The 21,768-nt window shown below is 45.0% G+C and carries 19 protein-coding genes and 1 riboswitch; of the genes, 10 read left to right on the top strand and 9 right to left on the bottom strand.

The genetic code is table 11. The features are described 5' to 3' along the window. The first annotated feature begins 22 nt into the window (after positions 1-22). A complete protein-coding gene (gene lhgO / locus B143_RS0108020) occupies positions 23-1,237 on the top strand; it encodes an L-2-hydroxyglutarate oxidase (RefSeq protein ID WP_018122876.1) in 1,215 nt (404 codons plus the stop codon). Positions 1,238-1,412: 175 nt separating this feature from the next. Here lhgO and B143_RS0108015 read toward each other — a convergent pair whose 3' ends face one another. The 6 genes from B143_RS0108015 to B143_RS0107990 form a co-directional block, all read right to left on the bottom strand. Then, entirely contained in the window at positions 1,413-2,801 is a 1,389-nt protein-coding gene (locus B143_RS0108015) for an NAD-dependent succinate-semialdehyde dehydrogenase (protein WP_018122875.1), read from the bottom strand. Between the two features lie 14 nt (positions 2,802-2,815). Then, entirely contained in the window at positions 2,816-4,120 is a 1,305-nt protein-coding gene (gene gabT, locus B143_RS0108010; protein ID WP_018122874.1) for a 4-aminobutyrate--2-oxoglutarate transaminase, read from the bottom strand. Between the two features lie 103 nt (positions 4,121-4,223). Next, complete coding sequence (locus B143_RS0108005; RefSeq protein WP_018122873.1) at positions 4,224-5,582, bottom strand: amino acid permease; 1,359 nt, start codon at positions 5,580-5,582, stop codon at positions 4,224-4,226. Between the two features lie 352 nt (positions 5,583-5,934). Next, positions 5,935-7,575: a chaperonin GroEL gene (groL, locus tag B143_RS0108000; RefSeq protein WP_018122872.1), complete on the bottom strand. Its 1,641-nt coding sequence runs from the start codon at positions 7,573-7,575 to the stop codon at positions 5,935-5,937. 52 nt (positions 7,576-7,627) lie between these two features. Beyond that, a complete protein-coding gene (gene groES / locus B143_RS0107995; RefSeq protein WP_008316614.1) occupies positions 7,628-7,918 on the bottom strand; it encodes a co-chaperone GroES in 291 nt (96 codons plus the stop codon). Positions 7,919-8,089: 171 nt separating this feature from the next. Beyond that, complete coding sequence (locus tag B143_RS0107990) at positions 8,090-10,267, bottom strand: heavy metal translocating P-type ATPase (protein WP_018122871.1); 2,178 nt, start codon at positions 10,265-10,267, stop codon at positions 8,090-8,092. An 85-nt stretch (positions 10,268-10,352) separates the two neighbouring features. Between B143_RS0107990 and cadR the strand changes: the two genes are divergently transcribed. Then, entirely contained in the window at positions 10,353-10,781 is a 429-nt protein-coding gene (cadR, locus tag B143_RS0107985) for a Cd(II)/Pb(II)-responsive transcriptional regulator (RefSeq protein ID WP_018122870.1), read from the top strand. 45 nt (positions 10,782-10,826) lie between these two features. Here the strand turns inward: cadR and glaH are convergent, their stop codons facing one another. Together glaH and B143_RS0107975 are read right to left on the bottom strand one after the other, a co-directional pair. Further along, positions 10,827-11,744 (bottom strand): glutarate dioxygenase GlaH, encoded by a 918-nt coding sequence (glaH, locus tag B143_RS0107980; RefSeq protein ID WP_018122869.1) that lies wholly within the window; start codon positions 11,742-11,744, stop codon positions 10,827-10,829. A 275-nt stretch (positions 11,745-12,019) separates the two neighbouring features. Further along, entirely contained in the window at positions 12,020-12,340 is a 321-nt protein-coding gene (locus B143_RS0107975) for a DUF3870 domain-containing protein (RefSeq protein ID WP_008316621.1), read from the bottom strand. A 243-nt stretch (positions 12,341-12,583) separates the two neighbouring features. On the opposite strand from B143_RS0107975, the gene lolA reads away from it, so the two are divergent. The 7 genes from lolA to B143_RS0107940 all read left to right on the top strand — a co-directional run bounded on the left by lolA (position 12,584) and on the right by B143_RS0107940 (position 18,954). Beyond that, positions 12,584-13,201 carry an outer membrane lipoprotein periplasmic chaperone LolA gene (gene lolA, locus B143_RS0107970; protein ID WP_018122868.1) on the top strand — a complete coding sequence of 206 codons (618 nt, stop codon included), beginning with the start codon at positions 12,584-12,586 and terminating at the stop codon, positions 13,199-13,201. After that, the gene (locus tag B143_RS0107965) at positions 13,188-14,504 is read left to right on the top strand and encodes a replication-associated recombination protein A (protein WP_018122867.1); all 1,317 of its coding nucleotides are present in this window, start codon (positions 13,188-13,190) and stop codon (positions 14,502-14,504) included. Before lolA ends, B143_RS0107965 begins: the two co-directional genes overlap by 14 nt. 40 nt (positions 14,505-14,544) lie before the next feature. Then, positions 14,545-14,652, top strand: a riboswitch (TPP riboswitch). Positions 14,653-14,673: 21 nt separating this feature from the next. Continuing rightward, positions 14,674-15,306, top strand: a complete 633-nt coding sequence (locus B143_RS0107960; RefSeq protein WP_018122866.1) for a thiamine phosphate synthase — start codon at positions 14,674-14,676, stop codon at positions 15,304-15,306. Then, positions 15,296-15,502 (top strand): sulfur carrier protein ThiS, encoded by a 207-nt coding sequence (thiS, locus tag B143_RS0107955; RefSeq protein ID WP_008316626.1) that lies wholly within the window; start codon positions 15,296-15,298, stop codon positions 15,500-15,502. Before B143_RS0107960 ends, thiS begins: the two co-directional genes overlap by 11 nt. A 2-nt stretch (positions 15,503-15,504) precedes the next feature. Further along, entirely contained in the window at positions 15,505-16,272 is a 768-nt protein-coding gene (locus B143_RS0107950) for a thiazole synthase (protein ID WP_018122865.1), read from the top strand. A 5-nt stretch (positions 16,273-16,277) separates the two neighbouring features. After that, positions 16,278-17,300, top strand: a complete 1,023-nt coding sequence (locus tag B143_RS0107945) for a ThiF family adenylyltransferase (RefSeq protein ID WP_026165772.1) — start codon at positions 16,278-16,280, stop codon at positions 17,298-17,300. Between the two features lie 175 nt (positions 17,301-17,475). Beyond that, positions 17,476-18,954, top strand: a complete 1,479-nt coding sequence (locus B143_RS0107940; protein WP_008316631.1) for a DASS family sodium-coupled anion symporter — start codon at positions 17,476-17,478, stop codon at positions 18,952-18,954. Positions 18,955-18,991: 37 nt separating this feature from the next. On the opposite strand, the gene prpR is transcribed toward B143_RS0107940, so the two are convergent. Beyond that, on the bottom strand, positions 18,992-20,620 hold the full coding sequence (gene prpR, locus B143_RS0107935; protein ID WP_018122863.1) for a propionate catabolism operon regulatory protein PrpR: 1,629 nt from the start codon (positions 20,618-20,620) through the stop codon (positions 18,992-18,994). A 235-nt stretch (positions 20,621-20,855) separates the two neighbouring features. Here prpR and prpB point away from each other — a divergent pair, with 235 nt between their 5' ends. Further along, on the top strand, positions 20,856-21,743 hold the full coding sequence (prpB, locus tag B143_RS0107930; protein WP_008316635.1) for a methylisocitrate lyase: 888 nt from the start codon (positions 20,856-20,858) through the stop codon (positions 21,741-21,743). Positions 21,744-21,768 lie beyond the last annotated feature (25 nt).

The raw sequence follows: 21,768 nt of genomic DNA, 5'->3' as shown, positions 1-21,768 counted from the left end.
GCATAGTAAAAAGGAGATTGATGTGTCTGTTGTCAAGTATACAGTAATTGGGGGGGGAATTAATGGATTGGCCGTTGCAAGACAATTATTGCTCGATCATCCGGATGCCAAAGTGACACTGTTTGAAAAAGAAGCGAGCGTAGCTCAGCATCAAACCAGCCATAATTCTGGTGTGGTACACGCAGGATTATACTATGCAAAGGGCAGTTTGAAGGCAAGATTATGCCGCCGCGGTGTGCATTTAATTCGCGAATACTGCAAAACACACAATTTACCTTACGATGAGTGCGGCAAAGTTGTGGTTGCCCTCAATGCTGTCGAAGAAGAGCGTTTACAGCGTTTATACAAAATTGCGTTAGACAACGAAGTGCCCGATGTGCGCATGCTTTATGGGGATGAAATTAAAGAAGTTGAGCCAAACTGTATTGGCGTTGCGGCGCTGCATTCCCCAACAACTGCGATTGTGAGTTATGAAGCCATCGCTAAAAAGATCGCCGAAGAGATTGAATCTTTAGGGGGCACCATTCATTTAAGCTCAGAAGTGGAAGCCCTTAAAAATGAAGCTGGCGGCATTCGCGTCATTTTAAAAGGCGGTAAAGTTTATGATGACACATTTGATTATGCAGTGAGCTGCTCAGGTTTACAATCAGATCGCTTAGCGATCAATTCAGGTGATGAAGCCTCTCCTAAAATCGTGCCATTTTTTGGGCAATACTTTGTGTTAGATGATGAATTCACCCATGATGTGAAAGGGTTAATTTATCCTGTGCCAGATCCAAAATATCCATTTTTAGGGGTGCATTTTACGAAACGCATCGATGGCAAAATGACCATTGGCCCGAATGCCTTTTTATCCTTTGGCCGTGAAAATTACACTGGTAAAAACTTCAATGCCAAAGACATTTTTGATTATTTAACTTACCCAGGTTTCTGGAAATTCTCCCTTCGCAATTTACCTGCGGCGGTGCGTGAGTCAAAAACGGTGCTCAGCAAACAAAGCTTCATTGATGAAGCCACAAAATATGTGCCATCTCTTTCTAAAATGACCGTACAGCCTGCAACGCGTGGCATTCGTGCCCAAGCCATGAATAAAGATGGCAGCTTAGTGGATGACTTTGTGGTGCGTAAAGAGGGCAACATTACGCACATTCGTAATGCGCCTTCACCGGGTGCAACATCGTCAATGGCGATTGCTGAATACATCGTCCGTGAAGTGATGCCACAGCCACAAGCTTAACTGATTTGATAGCATTAAGGTTACACAAGAATCCATAGTCGTCGTGTTGCTGAATGCAGGATTGGCACAATACAATCCTCATTCAGCTTTTTTTTGTGCGTATTTTTATCCCCTTCACTAATCAAACATGCATAAAAAAAGAGCGGCTTTGCCGCTCTTTGAATCATGCCATCAATTATAGCTGACCGATGGAGAGATATTTTGTTTCCAAATAAGGCTCAATCCCTTCAATGCCGCCTTCACGGCCAAGGCCGCTCTCTTTAAAGCCGCCAAATGGCACTTGTGCCAATGTGGGTAAGCCATCATTCCAGCCCACAATACCGAAATCTAAATGATCTTGTAGATAGATGCCGCGTTTGTAGTTGTCAGTAAAGAAGTAAGCCGCTAAACCAAAAGGCGTACCATTGGCGATCTTAATGGCTTCATCAAGATCATTGTAAGCAATGATGGGCGCAACAGGGCCAAAGGTTTCTTCAGACATGATGTCCATATCCAGCGTGACATTGCCAAGGACGGTTGGCGTGACAAAGTATGTGCCTTTTGCCTCATCGGCTAAACCTTCACCACCCGCGAGGATGGTGGCGCCTTTTGCTTTGGCATCGTTGATCTGTTCGATTACTTTGTCATAGCCTTTTTTATTGATGAGCGGGCCCACATCCGTTGTTTCATCCATACCGTTGCCCACTTTAAGGGCTTTGGCGGCAGCTGTGAATTTTTCAGTAAATTCAGCAATCACTGCTTCATGCACGATGAAGCGGTTGGCACAGATACAGGTTTGTCCTGCATTACGGAATTTAGAGGCAATCGCTTGGGTGATCACAAAATCGATGTCCGCATCTTCACACACGATGAAAGGCGCATGACCCCCTAATTCCATTGACATGTGTTTAACGCTGCCTGCACTTTCACTGATGAGGCGTTTGCCCACAGGCGTTGAACCCGTGAATGTGATTTTGCGCACATATTCACTGGCGGTAAACACAGGACCCACCGCAGAACCTGCACCAATCACACACTGCACCACATCTTGTGGGAAGCCTGCTTCATGGGCAAGTTCCACTAAACGGATCATGGTTAATGGCGTATCTTCAGCAGGTTTTACGATGAAGGTACAGCCTGCCGCAAGCGCTGGGCCTGCTTTACGCGTCATCATGGCCGCAGGGAAGTTCCAAGGCGTAATGGCTGCCACTTGGCCAATGGCTTGGCGCGTCACCAATAAGCGTTTATTGGTGGTGGAAGCTGGAATGGTGCGGCCATAAATGCGTTTAGCTTCCTCTGCATACCAAGTTAAGTAGCTCACCGCATTGACCAATTCACCAATCGATTCACGCACAGGCTTACCATTTTCTTCAGTCATGATTTTTGCCACGTCTTCTTTATTGGCTAAAATCAATTCTGCCCAACGATTTAAAAGTGCTGCGCGCTCATACACAGACGTGCTTTTCCATGTTTGAAATGCCGCGTGACCGGCTTTTAATTTTGCTTCAATATCTGATGTTGTATCCATTGGCAAGGTTGCCAATAGATCACCCGTTGCTGGGTTAAAAACTTTTAATTCACTCATGAATACCGATCCTTTTATTGATTGGCTGCTTTTAAAGCATCGCTTAAAATCGCTAAACCTTTCGTTAATTCTTCATCTGTAATGGTTAAAGGTGCTAAGAAACGCACAACGTTGCTGTTGATGCCCGCAGAAATCAACAATAAACCGTTGCTGTTGGCATAATCTGTGATGGCAGAAGTTCTCGCAGCATCCGGTTCACGTGTCGCAGGATCTTTCACGATTTCAGCCGCAACCATTGCGCCTAAACGACGAATGTCACCGATGAATGGATATTGTTTTTGCTGTTCTGTTAAATATGCTTCTAATTTTGCACCCATGATTTCAGCTTTTTCGTTGAGGTTTTCTTCTTCCACAACATCCATCACAGCAAGCGCTGCCGCACATGCCAATGGGCTGCCTGAGAATGTACCGCCTAATTCACCTGGGCTTGGCGCATTAACAATTTCTGCACGGCCAACCACCGCACTTAAAGGCACGCCAGCGGCTAAGGATTTTGATGTGGTCATCAAATCAGGCACGATGCCAAAATGTTCCATGGCAAAAAGTTTACCGGTACGAGAGAAACCTGCTTGGATTTCATCGGCCACAAATACGATGCCATATTTTTGACAGAAATTATACACGTGCTCAACAAAGCGTTGCGGCGGAACAATGAAGCCACCTTCACCTTGAACTGGTTCCATCACTAAACAAGCAATGGTTTCTGGCGCTGCGGTTGCTTTAAAGAATTCATCAAAACGGCCAATGGTGTAATCGATGTATTCCTCTTCTGTCATGTGTGCAGGACGCTGATAAGCATATGGATACGGCGCTTGATAGATGTCAGAGGCAAATGGACCAAAACCCACTTTATAAGGTTTAACTTTACTCGTCATCCCCATGGTTAAGTTTGTGCGGCCATGGAATGCACGGTAGAAAGAGACAACGCCTGGGCGACCTGTGAATTTACGCGCGATTTTAACGGCATTTTCAACAGCTTCTGCCCCTGTGTTGAATAAGATGGCTTTTTTCTCATGATCACCATCAGTGATTTCACACAAACGCTTACACACTTGTAAATAGCTTTCATACATGATGACGTTAAAGCCAGGATGTGTGAAGTTGTCTAATTGTGCTTTGATGGCTGCAACCACTTTTGGGTGGCTATGACCCACGTTCATCACACCAATGGCGCCTGCAAAATCGATGAACTCTTCACCTTTCTCTGTGGTGATTGTTGCGTTCACAGCTTTTGTTGCAATGTTTAAGTTACCGTTACCTACGCCACGCGCCACATATTTTTGACGCATTGCTTGAAGTTGTTCAGTAGTGTATGACATGTCAATTCCTCTTTTCAGTGACTATTATTTTGATGATTCGTAATACGTTTGTATTATCGCCGTTTGCCCATCGCGGTCTTTAATGCACGATGGGCGTTTAAAATTATTTTGTCTCTAAGCTAGCATTGTTTAACTCAAATGTCTTCGCAGGGCTTTTACTTTTGTGCATGAACAAGAAGTAAGCACCGATGAAGTACCACCCAAACACTAAGCTCCATTCAATGGGGAAGCTCAATTCTGCTGGCATGCCTGGTAAATAGAGTGATAAGAAGCCGATGCTGAACAATACCGCTAACCAACCAATGGTTTTTGGCCATTTCACGGCATATGGGCGCTCTAAATCTGGCTCAATTTTGCGAAGTTGTAAGAATGCTAACGTCACAATGAGATAACCCAATACAACGCCGATGCTGCCTGCGTTCACTAACCAGTTCAATGCTTGGCGACCCAATAATGGTGCCAAAAATGCCAATGCTGTTAAGAAAATGATCGCGTTTGCGGGCGTGTGATATTTTGGATGTAATTTTGCAAACCATGCAGGCAACATGCCACGAAGCGCCATTGCATACATAATGCGGCTGCCACCAATCACGAATGCGTTCCAGCTTGTGATGATCCCTGCAATACCGCCAACCACTAATACTTGACCCAATACTTTGCTGTTAAATAAGTTGGTCATCGCATCAGCAGTTGCCAATTTTGAGGTCAATAATTCTGAATGTGGCAAACCAATCGATACGCCATAGATGATCAATACATAAAAGAGAAGGGCAGATAAAATGGAGATCACCAACATTTTACCGATGGATTTTGTGGCTTTTACTTCAGATGCGATTTGTGGAATCACGTCAAAGCCCACGAACATAAAGGGCACCATGATGAGCACTTGCATCATGCCATTAAAACCGCTGCTGAAATAAGGTTTTAAGTTTTCGCTGTCGCCGTAGTAGCCTGCGCCAAAGATCAATAAAATGCCAACGCTCACAATGGCAATCGTGAACACTGTTTGGAAAATGGTGGCAGAACGAATGCCGCGATAGTTTAATGCACCCAAGAAAAGTGCGCCCACTGAACCAATCAATGCCCAGGTTAAGTAAACATCAGAGCCGGCAATGTTCCATAAATGCACTTGGTGTTGAAGGGGAGAGATGTAGTCAATCACCGTTGGCAATGCAACAGCCTCAAACGCGATCACAGACATGTAACCAAACAATACAGACCAACCTGCTAAGAAGGCTAATGGTGTGTTATAAGCACGTTGAACGAAGGCAACGCCGCCGCCTGTTTCTGGAATGGCAGTGGCCAATTCAGCATAGGTTAAGCCGATGAGGATGATCAATAAGCCTCCGCCTGCGAAGGCGATGGTTGCCCCTAGGAAACCTGCAGTTGCCACCCATTCGCCGGAGAGAATCACCCAGCCCCAGCCAAGCATCGCCCCCATTGCTAAAAACAGCACATCCATCGATGATATCTTTTTATTCATAATTCCTCCTATACGGTTTGTAGTCATTGGCAAATTCATTGCGGTGTTTGCTACAAAGTGGTGATTAGGTTGTTCTGTGTTATATGAAGCCATTTCTATGAATGGCTAACATGTTGCATGCAACATAGCTCACCATATTTATACATAAGTAAAATGAATTTGCAACAAATTGACTACTTTATTGTGCGTAATTTTTGGGAGGAAAGGCCATTTTTCGGGCATAGATGCGGCATAAAATTTTATGGCATGTATGATTTTTGTAATTTTTCCGGGCATAAAAAAGCCTTGGTCAAGTGACCAAGGCTTTGTCGTTGAAACGGTTAGGGATGAATTACATCATGCCCATGCCGCCCATACCACCCATGCCGCCCATGTCAGGCATTGCAGGTTCTGCTTTAGGAATTTCAGCAACCATGCATTCAGTGGTGATGATTAAAGAAGAAACAGATGCAGCGTGTTGCAATGCTGAACGTGTTACTTTAGTTGGATCTAAGATACCCATTTCAACCATGTCACCATATTCACCAGTGGCAGCGTTGTAACCAAATGCGCCTTGGCCTTCACGCACTGCGTTCAATACAACGTCAGCCGGTTCGCCAGCATTTGTTACGATTTGACGTAATGGCTCTTCCATTGCACGTAATGCCACACGGATACCTGCTTCTTGTTCTGCGTTGTCACCTTTCAAATCTTTGATGGATGCCAATACGCGAACTAAAGCCACACCACCGCCAGGGACAACGCCTTCTTCAACGGCTGCACGTGTTGCGTGCAATGCATCTTCTACGCGTGCTTTTTTCTCTTTCATTTCAACTTCAGTGGCTGCACCAACTTTGATCACAGCAACACCGCCTGCGAGTTTTGCAACGCGCTCTTGTAATTTTTCACGATCATAATCTGACGTTGCTTCGTCCATTTGGATGCGAATTTGATCAACGCGTGCTTTGATCGCATCAACAGCGCCAGCGCCATCGATGATGGTTGTGTCTTCTTTAGAAACCACAACGCGTTTTGCACTGCCTAAATCTTCTAAAGATGCTTTTTCAAGTGACATGCCGATTTCTTCAGAAATCACAGTACCACCTGTTAAGATTGCGATGTCTTGTAACATTGCTTTACGACGATCACCAAAGCCAGGCGCTTTCACCGCTGCAACTTTTACGATGCCGCGCATGTTGTTGATCACCAATGTTGCCAAGGCTTCGCCTTCAACATCTTCAGCCACGATCAATAAAGGACGACCGGTTTTAGCTACAGCTTCTAATACGCCCAACATTTCGCGGATGTTGGAGATTTTTTTGTCACACAACAAAATTAATGGGTTGTCTAATTCAGCCGCCATTGATTGTTGGTTGTTGATGAAGTAAGGAGACAAATAACCACGGTCAAACTGCATACCATCAACTGTTGTTAAGTCGTTTTCTAAACCTGAACCTTCTTCAACAGTGATCACACCTTCTTTGCCCACTTTTGCCATCGCGTCTGCGATGATGCGACCGATGTCTTCATCAGAGTTTGCAGAGATTGTGCCCACTTGTGCGATGGATTTGTCATCAGAACAAGGTTTAGAGATGTTTTTGAGTTCAGCCACAGCTGCTGCAACGGCTTTATCAATACCACGTTTGATGTCCATAGGATTCATGCCGGCAGAAACGGCTTTCATGCCTTCGCGAACGATGGCTTGAGCCAATACAGTTGCCGTTGTTGTACCGTCACCTGCGATGTCAGAAGTTTTAGAAGAAACTTCTTTCACCATTTGTGCGCCCATGTTTTCGAATTTGTCTTCTAAGATGATTTCTTTAGCCACAGACACACCATCTTTAGTGATGGTTGGCGCGCCAAAGCTTTTTTCTAAAACAACGTTACGACCTTTAGGACCTAATGTCACTTTCACAGCGTTTGCTAATGTGTTAACGCCTTTTACCATGCGTGAACGTGCATCATCGCCAAAACGTACTTCTTTTGCTGACATACTTAAATACCTCTAAAAGTTAAAATTCTGAATATTAATGAAGGGTGATTGATTATGCTTCAATCACAGCCATGATTTCGTCTTCGCGCATTACGATGAAATCTTCATCACCGAATTTGACTTCAGAACCGGAATATTTACCGAATAAGACTTCGTCGCCAACTTTAACATCAACCGCTTTCACTTGGCCGTTGTCTAAAGTTTTGCCTGTACCGACAGCAATCACTTTACCGCGAGAAGGTTTTTCAGTGGCAGAACCAGGTAATACGATACCGCCCGCAGATGTTGTTTCTTCTTCAACACGTTTGATGATTACGCGATCGTGTAATGGACGTAATTTCATAATGATTCCCTCTAAAAAATAAATTAACAATACGATTTCGATTCGCAAAGATGCAATATCTCAGAAAATGAATCGCACTAAAATCTTTGCAGCTTCAACTATGGGGATCGAGAATTTCATTTCAAGAGCCCGTGATGAATTTTTACACAAAAAAGTGCGATGCATCATAATTTATTGAATTTCTTTTACTTTCAGCAATCTCAATGCATTGAGTACCACTAAAAATGTGGTGCCCACATCGGCAATCACCGCCATCCACATTTCTGCTAAGCCAAAGAGGGCAAGCAGGAAGAAAAAGAGTTTGACCACAATGGCAAAGGTGATGTTTTGACGAATGATGCCGATGGTACGCTCAGAGATGTGAAAGAAGTTGGGTACTTTCATTAAATCATCATCCATGATGGCAACATCGGCCGTTTCAATCGCGGTATCGCTGCCCATGCCGCCCATGGCAAAGCCAATGTCTGCTTTAGCAAGTGCAGGTGCATCATTGATGCCATCGCCAATCATGGCAATTGCGCCATGATTTTTCTGAAAATCATCAATGAAGGCGAGTTTATCTTCTGGCAATTGCTCACCGCGCGCGTCATCTAAATGGAGGGCAGCCGCCACATTTTTGACGGTGCGTTCACGATCCCCCGATAATATGGTTAAAGAGAGCCCGAGGCGATGCAGGGCATCAATTGCTTTACGCGTCGTGGGTTTAATGGCATCTTCTAGGACAAAGATTGCCAAGAGTTTGGCATCATCGGCTAAAAAGAGCAGGGAGCCTGTGTGATCATTTAAGCGTGCTAAATGTGTATCGGCACCGCTGACATCAATGTGATATGCATGCATCAATTTAAGGTTGCCCAAATAATAATGTGCGCCCTCAATGCTTGCACAAGTGCCTTGGCCTAAAATGGCGGTGAACGCATGAAGGGTCAGCGGTGCATTCAATGCAGATTGATAGTGTGCAGCCACTGCTTTTGACATCGGATGATCAGAGCGCGCCGCTAAATGCGCTGCAATGCTTGGCAGATGCATCGAATTGACCAAAGTGATCACCTCTGTCACCGTCGGTTGTCCTTCTGTGAGCGTCCCTGTTTTATCTAAGGCTAAACCTTTAATGTGGCGTGCAGTTTCTAAATAGCTGCCACCTTTAATCAGAATCCCTTGGCGTGCGGCGGTCGTTAATCCACTGACAATGGCAACAGGTGTGGAGATCACAAGGGCGCACGGGCAAGCAATGATGAGCATCACCAAGGCATTGTAAATACTTTGAATGACAGGTACGCCAAAAAGCGGAGAAATCAATGCCACTAAAATGGCAATCGCAAATACAATGGGCGTATAAATGGCTGCAAATTGATCCACAAAACGCTCCACAGGTGCACGCTGACTTTGAGCTTCTTCAATGGTGCGGGCAATTTTGCTCAATGTAGAATTGTCTGACGTTGTGGTGGTGATGAATTCAATTTCACGCTCAAAGTTGATGCTGCCAGCATAAACAGCATCGCCCACGGTTTTATCAATCGGTAAGCTTTCCCCTGTGATGGGTGATTCATCAATGTTTGAGCTACCTTTTGTGATGGTGCCATCTAACGGAATGCGTGCGCCCGGCATCACGCGGATGGTGCTGCCTTTAGCGATGGTTTCAATAGGGCGCATGCTGGCTTGGCCATGATTTAGCACCAATGCTTCATCGGGCGTTAGGCTCATTAAACCAGCGATGGCATTGCGTGCACGATCTAAGGAGCGCGCTTCCAACATTTCAGAGAGATTAAAGAGCACCATCACCATGGCGGCTTCAGGCAATTCGCCAATGAGGACAGCGCCAGTGACCGCTACGCTCATGAGTGCATTGATGTTGAGTTTACGATTTTTAAGGGAGATCCAACCTTTAATGTAGGTCTCTTTGCCGCACAAAACAATGGCAAGGATCGCAAAGAAGCCAACGATGATGAAATGTACATCAAATAAACTCAAGATCTCAGCAGCCGCGGCTGATAACGCTGCGATGATGAATGATCCAGTGAAGGCTTTTTTAGGCGGTGTTGGCGTGCTTGCCGCCATTTCTGAGATGGCCTCCATGCCAAGCTCTGCAATGGCATCGATGATGTATTGCGTGGTTGTGTTGTGCACCACCGTCAATTTACGCTGAATCAGGTTAAAAGAGAGTTGATCAATCAGTGGATCATTGGCAAAGTGACGGCGAATGAGCCCTTCTTCAGTGGGGCAATCCATCGCTTCAATGATGAAGACATCACGATGATGTCCTTCAGGAATGTTCGTGATGGGCGTTTCTTTCGGTGCTGAATCATGGCTGCATGAACAGGCGCTGCAAGATTCTAAATGGTGTGTGCTCATAAAAACCCCTTTGAATGAAAATCATATGGATATGCTATAGTAGACACCTTAAAGCTACTATAAGGTCAAGCCTTAGGAGGTGAAGATGAAGATCGGGCAACTGTCTGAATTAACAGGTGTATCCACAGAAACCATCCGCTATTATGAAAAGCAGAAATTATTGCCCATGCCAACGCGCCTTGCTAATAATTATCGCTCGTATGATCAATCCCATGTTGAGCGCTTGACCTTCATTAAAAATTGTCGCGCCTTTGACATGACGCATGAAGAGATTCATCAACTGTTAGATGAGGTCAATGCGCCATCAACATCCGATTGCCGCCCGATTAATCACATCATTCAGCAGCATTTATTGCATTTAGAGGCGCGCATTGAGGAGTTGATGGATCTTAAAGACCGTTTGACGGCGATTGAGCAGCGTTGCCGGCGTGTCCATACGGCGGATCAATGCACCATCATTGAGGACATCGCTAAACTCGATGCCATGCCAACACGCACCACGCACGTGGGTTAAGGCACATAAAAAAAGGAGCCGAAGCTCCTTAATTCTTTAGATGAGTTAGTGATAAAAGCGACCACGTTGGCGGAGCAACTCACGATTTAACTCAGGGTGTTTTTCAAAAGGTGCACGGCCATGGAGCCAGAACTCATTGTTCAACACCACTAAACTGCCCACAGGCAATGTTAATTCGATCACGTGTTTGTCACTTTCCATGGATTGCGACAGCGCTTTTAAGAATTTAGCCTCTTCAATGCTTTCAGGATACGCAAACTGATCAATGAAGCAGATGCATGGGCGATTGTTTTTCAAGAAGAACAATTGGCGATGGACGATTTCTTGCACATTTTTGCTCGGTGGCGCGATGTATTGGAATTTATGTTGGCCTAAAGAGTTTGAGCTGAATTTTTCTAACTCTTCCCAATCATCTAAGTGTAATAAACGACTTTCGCCGCCTTTGGCATTCTCTTCCACCATTTTCATCATGAGCAACCAATCTGTGGCTTCGCTCACGAATGTACCATCGGTGTGAAGTGTGAATAAACGGTACGCTTGGCGTAAGTAAGAGTCACTGCTGTCGGTGTCTTTAACAGAGAAGCGCGCATAATATTTGCCCGTCATGGAGTCAAAGTTAGAGATGCCCACTAAATGCGCGATGGCGGTGGAGAAAATCACGTATTCATCAGTGCACTTAGACACGCCTTCTAAGCCAATTGTAAAACCACCAGTTGCACGGTCATTGACGATGTCACGTAAAATGTTGCCAAAGTTATGCCCTGCGATTTGATCTAAATAATCAGCAATCACTTGGCGCTCATATGGCGTGTATTCTAAATGTTGAATGCTGATGCCTTCATCTTTGATTTTCTGTAAAAACTGCTCGATCACCGCTTTAGATAAAGTAATGTTTAAGATGCGTTTAGATTGAGCATTTTCTTCAATGGAAAATTGATCATTTTTTTGAATGAATTGTGACATGGTATCCTCCGGGATCAAGCTTTGAGTGGTAATAAAAATTTTTCAAAAAAAAACCAGCAACACCCTCTACACTCTAAAATAAAGCGCAAAAAGCATTACTGGTGTCATCTGTTCTCTTACGTCATCATGGGGGATGATCTCAAACAGATGGGCAGTTCATTTACGTGACTCATGAGAAAGAAAGGGGATCAATCATGTAGGGTGATTGTAGGCTCTCTTTTCTGGCTGAGTTTCGTAGAATGTAGCATGCAACTTTCATAAAGGCAACTTTTTTATCATCCTTTGTGCATCGAATGATATTGATGATCTAAATCCCTTAACGCGGCGATTAAAGCGCTTGTGGCCTTGCCTTTATAACTTTGATGAACCGCGTCAATCAGCCCTTCAATACCATCATTGAGGCTGTAGCCTCTGAGTAATTGGCGAATGAAATTTTTCCCCAATTCTGTAATCAATGTGCAATCTGCCGCTAAAATGACGCCATATTTTGGCTCAATTTCAGCCGTGATGGTCATTGATTCAAACATATGTTTTGCCGCCATGCCTTGAGGCAAACGTGCATAACCTGCAATAAAAACTGTTTTTGTGACACCCATATTCTCTCCATACGCGATGATGCAAGCCTGCATCATGCTTATCAAAAGCCATTCTACGGGGATTGTCAAGCACTCGACTGTCATCACTGTGTCACAATTGATGATTAAAATGAGCAACAAAAAAACTATTTTTAGTGATGCATGCATGACAAACTTTTGGGGCATTTTGTATGGGACGCCGATGGCTTTTGTGCCAAATGATTCATTGCCCTGTATAATAAAGCCTCAATTGTAGGAGGCGGTATGTTAAAAACAGTGAGTCTATGGTCGATTTTAACGGCATCTTTAGTGGTGCCAAGCTTGGCAAATGAAGCTTTTGTGGTGAAGTATTTCAATGATCTGACATCATTGCAGGCGGATTTTGAACAGACGGTGACGCAACAAAAAAATAAAGAGATCTCCGATGGTATTTTGCAAATTCGTAAAAAAAATGGCCGCGATGCCACGGCAGGTTTTTATTTTAATTACACATCGCCTTTTGAACAAAAGATCATCAGCAATGGGCAAAAGCTTTGGCATTATGATGTGGATTTAGAGCAAGTGGTGATTAAAAATTTGGCCATTTTTGAGCAAGATTCCCCAATGTTCATGATCTTTAATGATCAACCGTTAAATGCACAATTTTCCATTAAAACCCTTAAAAATGAGCAAAAATACCGCCTAATGCCTAAGAAAAAAGGTGATGTTGAATTCATCGAAATTGAATTTAAGCGCGGCAATATCAGCAACGTGTATGCAAAACAAGCCAATGGTACATTGAGTTTGACGCTCTCTGATGTAGTGATCAATCAAACCATCAATCCGAATGTGTTCACATTAAAGGTGCCAAAAGGCGTGGATGTGATCGATGAGACAAAATGATCTCTTTAGCACGCAAGGTGATGATTTTGCGCCGTTAGCCGATCGCTTACGCCCGCAATCTTTAGAAGATGTGGTGGGGCAGCGCCATTTGATTGGGAAAGATAAACCCCTGACTTTAGCCCTCAATGCCACAAAACCCCATTCCATGATCTTTTGGGGGCCGCCCGGCGTTGGCAAAACCACATTGGCGCGCTTATTGGCTCATGCTTATGATTGCCAATTCATTGCATTATCTGCGGTGTTTTCAGGTGTTAAAGAGATTCGGGAAGCCATCGAAACGGCGAAAAATTATCAGTTGCAAGGCAAACAGACAATTTTATTCATCGATGAGATTCATCGCTTTAATAAAAGTCAGCAGGATGCCTTATTGCCTTACATTGAATCCGGCTTGGTGGTATTTGTGGGGGCAACCACAGAAAACCCCTCCTTTGAGATCAATCGTGCCTTGTTATCGCGTGCCACGGTTTATCCCTTAAAGCCGATCGATACAGAGGCATTAACTTTACTCGTTGAGCGCGTATTAACGCAGCATTATCCGCACATTCAATTGGCAGAAGATGCTGCGGAGCAGCTTGTCACCTATGCAGATGGAGATGCGCGCCGCTTACTCAATCGTTTAGAGCAGGTGCTCAATATCGCTGCGTCAGAAGGCGTTCATCAGGTGACGACAGCGTTTTTGGGTAAAGTGCTCACCGCACAGCCAAAAGCCATGGATAAAGGCGGCGATCAGTTTTATGATTTGATTTCAGCGCTCCATAAATCGGTGCGCGGCTCTGATCCGGATGCTGCATTGTATTGGTTCATGCGCATGTTAGAAGGTGGCGCAGATCCTCGTTATTTAGCGCGCAGAATTGTGCGCATCGCTTGGGAAGACATTGGCATTGCCGATCCACGCGCGATGCAAATTGCCAATGATGCAGCCACGACATATGAGCGCTTAGGTTCGCCAGAAGGGGAGCTCGCCCTGGGTACAGCGCTTGTGTATTTAGCCTGTGCCGCTAAGTCAAATGCTGCTTACAATGCTTTTAATCAAGCGCGCGCCTTTGTGCGTCAAGATCAATCCCGTGAAGTGCCGCTGCATTTACGCAATGCACCCACACAATTGATGGCGGATATGGATTATGGCAAAGCGTATCGTTATGCGCATAATGAGCCTTATGCCTATGCAGCGGGGGAGAAATATTTCCCAGATGATCTACCAGATCAACAATGGTATCAACCCACAGATCGCGGCTTAGAGCGAAAAATCCAAGAGAAATTGGCATTTTTAGCAGAGCTTGATCAATCCGCACGGACTGAATAAACTAAATTTGCCAATTGAATGGGCATTCTCTATACTTTCTCCATTCCACTAGAGGTGCTGTTGTGAACAGCTGAGATTGAAGTAAACTTCGGGACTCTTATGACCTGATCTAGTTAGTACTAGCGGAGGCAAGTGATTTGGGCACAGCACAACTCCGCAATGGAGAAATATGTTTCAAATTCATGCTGTGACAGCGAATCAAGCGCAATCCATTGAGCAATTAAGCGAGCACATTGTGGCGCTCTTGCCCTATGTGGATTATGTACAGATTCGTGAAAAATCTCGATCCCCCAAAGCGATTGCCGCTTTGATCGATCTGATTGCTCAGCATGCGCCAACGCATCAACTCATCCTCAATGATCGCACAGACATTGCTTTGGCAATGGGCATCGAACGCGTGCATTTAACAGAATCTAGCTTACCGTTAGCTTTGTTAAAAAATGCATTTCCGTTGATGCAATTTGGGCGATCCTTTCACAATGGTGCGCAAATTCGTGCGCAATTGCCTGAGTATGCGTATGGATACATTGGACACATTTTTCAAACACGCTTAAAAACAGATCCGCCGCTTGGCTTAGCAGGCTTAACCGCCATCGCAAAAGAAAAGCGGGCAGGCACATTGATCGCCATTGGCGGCATTGATGAGGCAAACATTGCAAGCATCGCTCCCATTGTGGATGGCGTTGCTGTGATGTCAGGATTGTTTGAGCGTTCCATTGCACAAAGCATTGCCCATGCAAAATCCCTCAAATTGTTGGCAGAGCAGGCCATTATTGACGCAAGGAGAACCTGTGGAAATTAGTGTGAATGGTGAAGTGATGACAGTGCCCGCGGACGTAACAACAGTGGCTGCGTTGATCGATCGATTGGACATTGCACATCGTAAATATTTTATTATAGAAAAAAATCGCGAAGTGGTGATGAAAGAGGACTATGCCACAGAACCAGTCCGCGCGAATGACTGCTTTGAGATTGTCCATTTTGTTGGTGGAGGCTAACGATGACATTAAAAATTGGGGATTTTGAATTCCAATCACGCCTATTTTTAGGCACAGGGAAATATCGCACATTTGAAGAACAAAAAGGTGCAGTTGAGGCGAGTGACACAGAAGTCTTAACCTTTGCGGTGCGCCGCATGGATATTTTTGATGCCAATCAACCCAATTTATTGGAGCAATTGGATTTAACCAAATATAAATTATTGCCAAATACGGCAGGTGCAAGCACCGCAGAAGAGGCAGTGCGTACCGCTAAATTGGCAAAAGCCTCTGGCTTATGTGACATGATCAAAGTTGAGATCATCGGTTGCCCAAAAACATTGTTGCCTGATCCTGTGGAGACCCTCAAAGCCACAGAAATGTTGTTAGAAGAGGGCATGACCGTGTTGGTGTATACATCGGATGATGTGGTGCTTGCCCGTAAACTTCAGGAATTAGGTTGCCATGCCATCATGCCGGGAGCATCCCCCATTGGCACAGGTTTAGGGATTGTGAACCCATATAATTTAAGTTACATCATTGAGGATGCCAAAGTGCCCGTGATTGTGGATGCAGGCCTAGGTTCACCGCGTGATGTGGCGATGGCGATGGAGTTGGGCGCAGATGGCGTATTACTCAACAGCGCTGTTGCTTATGCACAAGATCCGATTAAAATGAGCCGCGCGATGAGCATGGCGTGTGTGGCAGGTCGCTTAGGTTTTGAAGCAAAACGCATGCCGAAAAAACTCACTGCGACAGCGAGTAGCCCATTGACAGGATTGATCGGTTAATGAGCATGGATTCCAGATATCACCGCCTTGCACGCTTTGCGCGCATTCAAACAGCGGGCGTTGAGCGCCTCAATCAAGCAACGGTTGTCATCATCGGTTGCGGCGCTTTAGGTGCGCAGCACGCTGAAACATTAACGCGAAGCGGCATCGGGCATTTGATATTGGTGGATCGCGACTTTGTCGAATTGAGCAATTTGCAGCGTCAAACCCTCTTTACGGAGGCGGACGCTGCGGCTGCTTTACCGAAAGTGGTGGCATTAAAACAGCATTTGACGGCCATTAACCACACAACACACATCACCACGCATTTGGTGGATGTGTCGAGCGACAACATTGTCGATTTGATTAAAGGCGCGGATTTGGTGCTTGATGGCACGGACAATTTGCCGCTTCGCATGATCATCAATGATGCGTGTTATCAGCAAAACATTCCGTGGATTTTTGGTTCAGCACTTGAAAGTTATGGCATGAGCCACAATTTTAATGTGCCTCATCGGCAGGATTTACCGTGCCTTCGCTGCATTTTAGGCGCGATTCCTTTAGAAAGTGGCGATACATGTAGCTCTGTGGGCGTCATTCAGCCGATTTTGCAATTGATTTCCAGCATTCAAACCACAGAAGCCATTAAATTCTTTGTCGAGCCTAGCGCTATGCGTGAAACTTTATGGACGATGGATCTATGGTCATCACATTCTCAAGCAATTAATCTTGCAAAATTCAAACAAAAACAGTGCCCAACGTGTGGTGAAAACCCAACCTATCCCGCTTTAATGCATGTTCAACGAGAGGCGCAGCGCTTGTGTGGTGATGGTTCTGTGATGATCCGTGAAATGCAACCCTTAGATTTAGCCGCCCTAGAAAAAATATTAATCAAGCAGGGCATTGCTCATCGATTTAACGAGTATTTTTTAAACATCGAAGGGGACAATCGCATCATTCTTTTTAAGGATGGGCGCGCGATTGTCTATGGTACGCATGATGTGGATGAAGCTTTAGCGCTGTATCAAAATCTCATCAATTTAATCTAGTCATTGATTGATTTCATCAACCCTTTACAAGCTGAGTGTATCTGTTATGGTGATGCCTAATCAGGCAGCATTTGGCCCTTTCTTGAGGCGGATCATTCGATGAGTGATCCCATTTGTCAGAGAGGGCTGAGCCATGATATGAATAATTCTATCATCAAAAAAAGAAGGGATGACTATGAAGAATACTCAGCTAGCCCCCATCAAACCGATACCGGCTCTGGTTGCGGTTGCCTTAACGTTAATTATTTGGTTCATCATTCCAACGCCTGAAGGCGTCAGCGAGAATGCATGGCAACTGCTGGCGCTCTTTGTGGGTACGATTGCGGCCATCATTGGCAAAGCATTGCCCATTGGTGCGATCTCCATCATCTCCATCAGTTTGGTGGCGATTACAGGCGTCACCAATCCTGGCAATCCCAAAGCTGCGCTTGGCGATGCGTTAAGCGGCTTTTCTAATGAGCTCATTTGGTTGATCGGGATCTCCATCATGATCTCTATGAGCTTAACGAAAACGGGTTTAGGTGCGCGCATTGGTTACTTTTTAATTTCGTTATTTGGTAAGCGCACCGTGGGAATTGCGTATGCCCTTGCATTTGCAGAGACGATTTTAGCGCCCGTGACACCAAGTAATACAGCGCGAGGCGGTGGCATCATTCACCCCATCATGCGCTCGATTGCCACAAGCTTTGGCTCAAAGCCTGAGCGTGGTTCTACTGAAAAAATTGGACGTTATTTAGCACTTGTGAACTATAACACCAACCCAATTACATCCGCGATGTTCATCACGGCAACGGCGCCAAACCCCTTAATTGTGGCATTGATTTATGAAGGCACTGATCCAAGTTTTCATTTAACTTGGGGCATGTGGGCAGTGGCTGCATTTGTACCGGGCATTATTTCCCTTTTGGTGATGCCGTGGGTGGTGTATCTCATCTGTCCGCCAGAAATTAAGAAAACGCCTGATGCGCCAAACTTTGCGAAAGAACAATTAAAAGAATTGGGGCCATTATCGTTGCCTGAAAAAATTACGTTGGGTGTGTTTGGTCTCTTACTATTTATGTGGGCAGGCGTGCCAGCCATGATCTTTGGGGCAGCATTTACCATCAGCCCAACAACTGCAGCATTCATCGGCTTATCCATTTTATTAATTACGGGCGTGTTAGAGTGGAACGAAGTGCTCGGCAATAAAGGCGCATGGGATACCGTTGTGTGGTTCTCTGCTTTGGTGATGATGGCAGGCTTCTTAGGTAAATTGGGCTTAGTCTCGTGGTTAGCGGTGACGGTTGGCAATGGCATTGATGACTTTGGCTTTAACTGGATTCTTGGCATGCTGATTTTAGTGTTGGTGTATGTTTACTCGCACTACTTTTTTGCGAGCACAACCGCGCACATCACCGCGATGTTTGCAGCTTTCTTAGCAGCAGGGATTGCTCTAGGCGCACCACAAATGTTATTGGCATTAACTTTGGCATTCTCATCATCTTTGATGATGTCCTTAACTCACTATGGTACAGGCACCGCGCCCATCATTTATGGTTCAGGCTATACAACCTTGGGTGAATGGTGGAAAGTGGGCTTTGCCACAAGTGTGGTGAACTTAGCCATCTGGTTCTACATTGGTGGGCTTTGGTGGAAAATGTTGGGTTATTGGTAATCGAGCGAATCAAAAAGCAGCCTCTGGGCTGCTTTTTTTATGCATGATTGTGAAGGGCTTTCATCTTGCGCCATAAAGTGGTGCGGCTGATGCCAAGGTAATTGGCCACGGCCTGTTTATCGCCTTTAAAGTATTTTAATAAGGCGGCAAGATCCGGCTCTTCGCTGATTAAGGGCGGATCCGTGAGAATGCTTGGCTCATCATAATGAATGTGGCGCTCATCTGAGAGATCAAGAATCATGCGATTGTTCGGCACTTGATTGGGGTTGGCTTTTAGGTAGAGGGCAATGCGCTCGGTGATGTTGCGCAGCTCGCGGATATTGCCCGGCCAATGATAATTGAGGAGCGCTTCGTCACACTTTGGCAATGCAGCTAAATATTCATGACGAATGGGTAAATTCAGCGAAGTGAGCGCCTGTTTTAATAAGGTTTCTGCCAATAAAATGATGTCGCGCCCGCGTTTACGAAGGGGCGGATTGAAGATTCTGAGCACACTTAAACGATAAAAGAGATCTAGCCTAAATTTCCCCGCTTTAACCCATTCATCGAGCTTAGCATGCGTGGCGGCGATGATTTTGACATCCACAGGAATCGGATGATAACCGCCGACGCGCACAATGCTCTTTTCTTCCAATACGCGCAAGAGGCGATTTTGTAGCGATAATGGCATTTCCCCAATTTCGTCTAAAAAGAGCGTGCCATTGTTGGCCACTTCAAATACACCGGCTTTCCCACCGCGAAGTGAACCCGTAAAAGCGCCTTCCTCATAGCCAAAGAGCTCGGACTCTAAAAGGGATTCAGGAATGGCGCTACAGTTAATTGCCACAAAGGGGCGCTTTTGCTGCCCAGTTTTATGTTGAAAGTGCGCGGTATATTCATGGTGAATGGCATGGGCAATGAGCTCTTTACCTGTGCCGCTTTCACCTTGAATGAGAGTAGGGGCTTTGGTTTTTGAGTAGAGCAAAACCGCTGCGCGCACGCGCTCAATTTCGGGAGAAAATCCTTTGATGTCTCCCACATGATATTTGGCATCTAACGATAATTTCGTTTCATTGAGTCTGTTTTTGCGTAGATGAATCGACTGCTTGGCAATCTTAATGGCATGGCGAAAGGCTTCGCGGATGGTTTCTGTGGAATAGAGAAAAACGGAGGGAATGCCCGCAGCATTCGCCATTTCCGTGATTAAGCCCGCGCCCACAATAACGCCAATGCCTTTGCGTTTAAGCTCATTGATGGCGGCTTTGGCATCATCACGTGTGATGTAGATGCGCTCTTCGATCGGGATATTAAACGCTTGTTTGAATTTTTCTAATGCAGGTAAGGGTTTACGATAATTGATGATGCCAATCTTTGGGCTGATTTCTCGCGCTGTCGCTAGGGCATGCATCACATCAAAGCCACTTTCACGCACATTGATGACAGGAATCGATAGGCGATCTTTCAAATAAGCACCATTAGAACCTGCGGAAATAATGGCATCACAGTGATGCTCTTTTGTAGCGGATCTGATGTATTGTACAGCTTCTTCAAAGCTTTGTTTTATTGGGGTTATTTCAGCAATTTCAGAAAATTCATTGCTCATTTCTTGGAAAGTTTCATACAAATGTGTGATGGAAACTGTCCAAATAATCGGTTTTTCAGTGGTGGTTTTGGTTGGCATGGTCATTTGTTCCAATATTGTTTCAATTTATTCATTTGTTGCACAGAAATGATAAAAATGCAACATTTTGAAATGCATGAATTATTTTCATGACCTCAGTTTTTAAAATTTAACCTTAACATAAACAGATAGATAGAAAAATAATTACAAAAAGACTACAAAAAAATAAAAGTTGGCACGCTAATTGCTCTATCACTGATAGCGGTTGCATCAATACAGTTATCAAATAAAGGAGTGAAGTATGGCAGTCAATTCTCAAGGCAAACGTTTTAAAGAGGCGTTAGCGGTGGAATCACCATTACAGTTGGTGGGCGTGATCAATGCGAATCATGCGCTATTGGCACAGCAATCTGGCTTTAAAAGCATTTATTTATCCGGTGGCGGCGTATCGGCAGGTTCACTGGGCGTACCGGATTTAGGGATTGCCACTTTGCACGATTTTTTAGTGGACATCGAGCGCATCACAAATGTGTGTGATCTCCCTTTAATTGCAGACGCTGACAGCGGTCTTGGCACCACCGCATTAAACATTGCGCGTACAGTCAAATCGTTCATTAAAGCGGGTGCAGCCGGTCTTCATTTAGAAGATCAAGTGACCGCAAAACGCTGTGGCCATCGTCCGAATAAAGAGATCGTCTCAACTTCGGAAATGGTTGATCGCATCAAAGCTGCCGTCGATGCAAAGACTGATCCTGATTTTGTGATCATCGCAAGAACCGATGCATTAGCAGTGGAAGGTTTAGAGAAAACTTTAGAGCGCGCCCATGCGTACATTGAAGCTGGGGCAGATGTGCTCTTTCCAGAGGCGGTGACTGAGTTGTCGATGTACAAGCAATTTGTGGATAAAACCCGCGTACCGGTGCTTGCGAACTTAACGGAGTTCGGCAAAACGCCACTGTTTACATTAGATGAATTACGCAGTGTAGATGTTGCGATTGCTCTTTATCCATTGTCGGCATTTCGTGCCATGAATAAAGCTGCATTGAACGTCTATCAAACACTTCGTGAGAAGGGCACGCAACAAAGCGTGGTGGACACCATGCAAACGCGTGAAGAGTTATATCAGAGCATTAATTATTACCAATATGAAGATTATTTAGATTCGTTGTTCTCATCGCAGAAAAAATAAAGAGCGCGATGTTCAATCTTAGGAG

It is taken from the genome of Wohlfahrtiimonas chitiniclastica DSM 18708 (assembly GCF_000375345.1).
Classification (GTDB): domain Bacteria; phylum Pseudomonadota; class Gammaproteobacteria; order Cardiobacteriales; family Wohlfahrtiimonadaceae; genus Wohlfahrtiimonas; species Wohlfahrtiimonas chitiniclastica.
The sequence above is the reverse complement of the archived record's forward strand: the minus strand, read 5'-3'. Positions and strand labels throughout refer to the sequence as shown.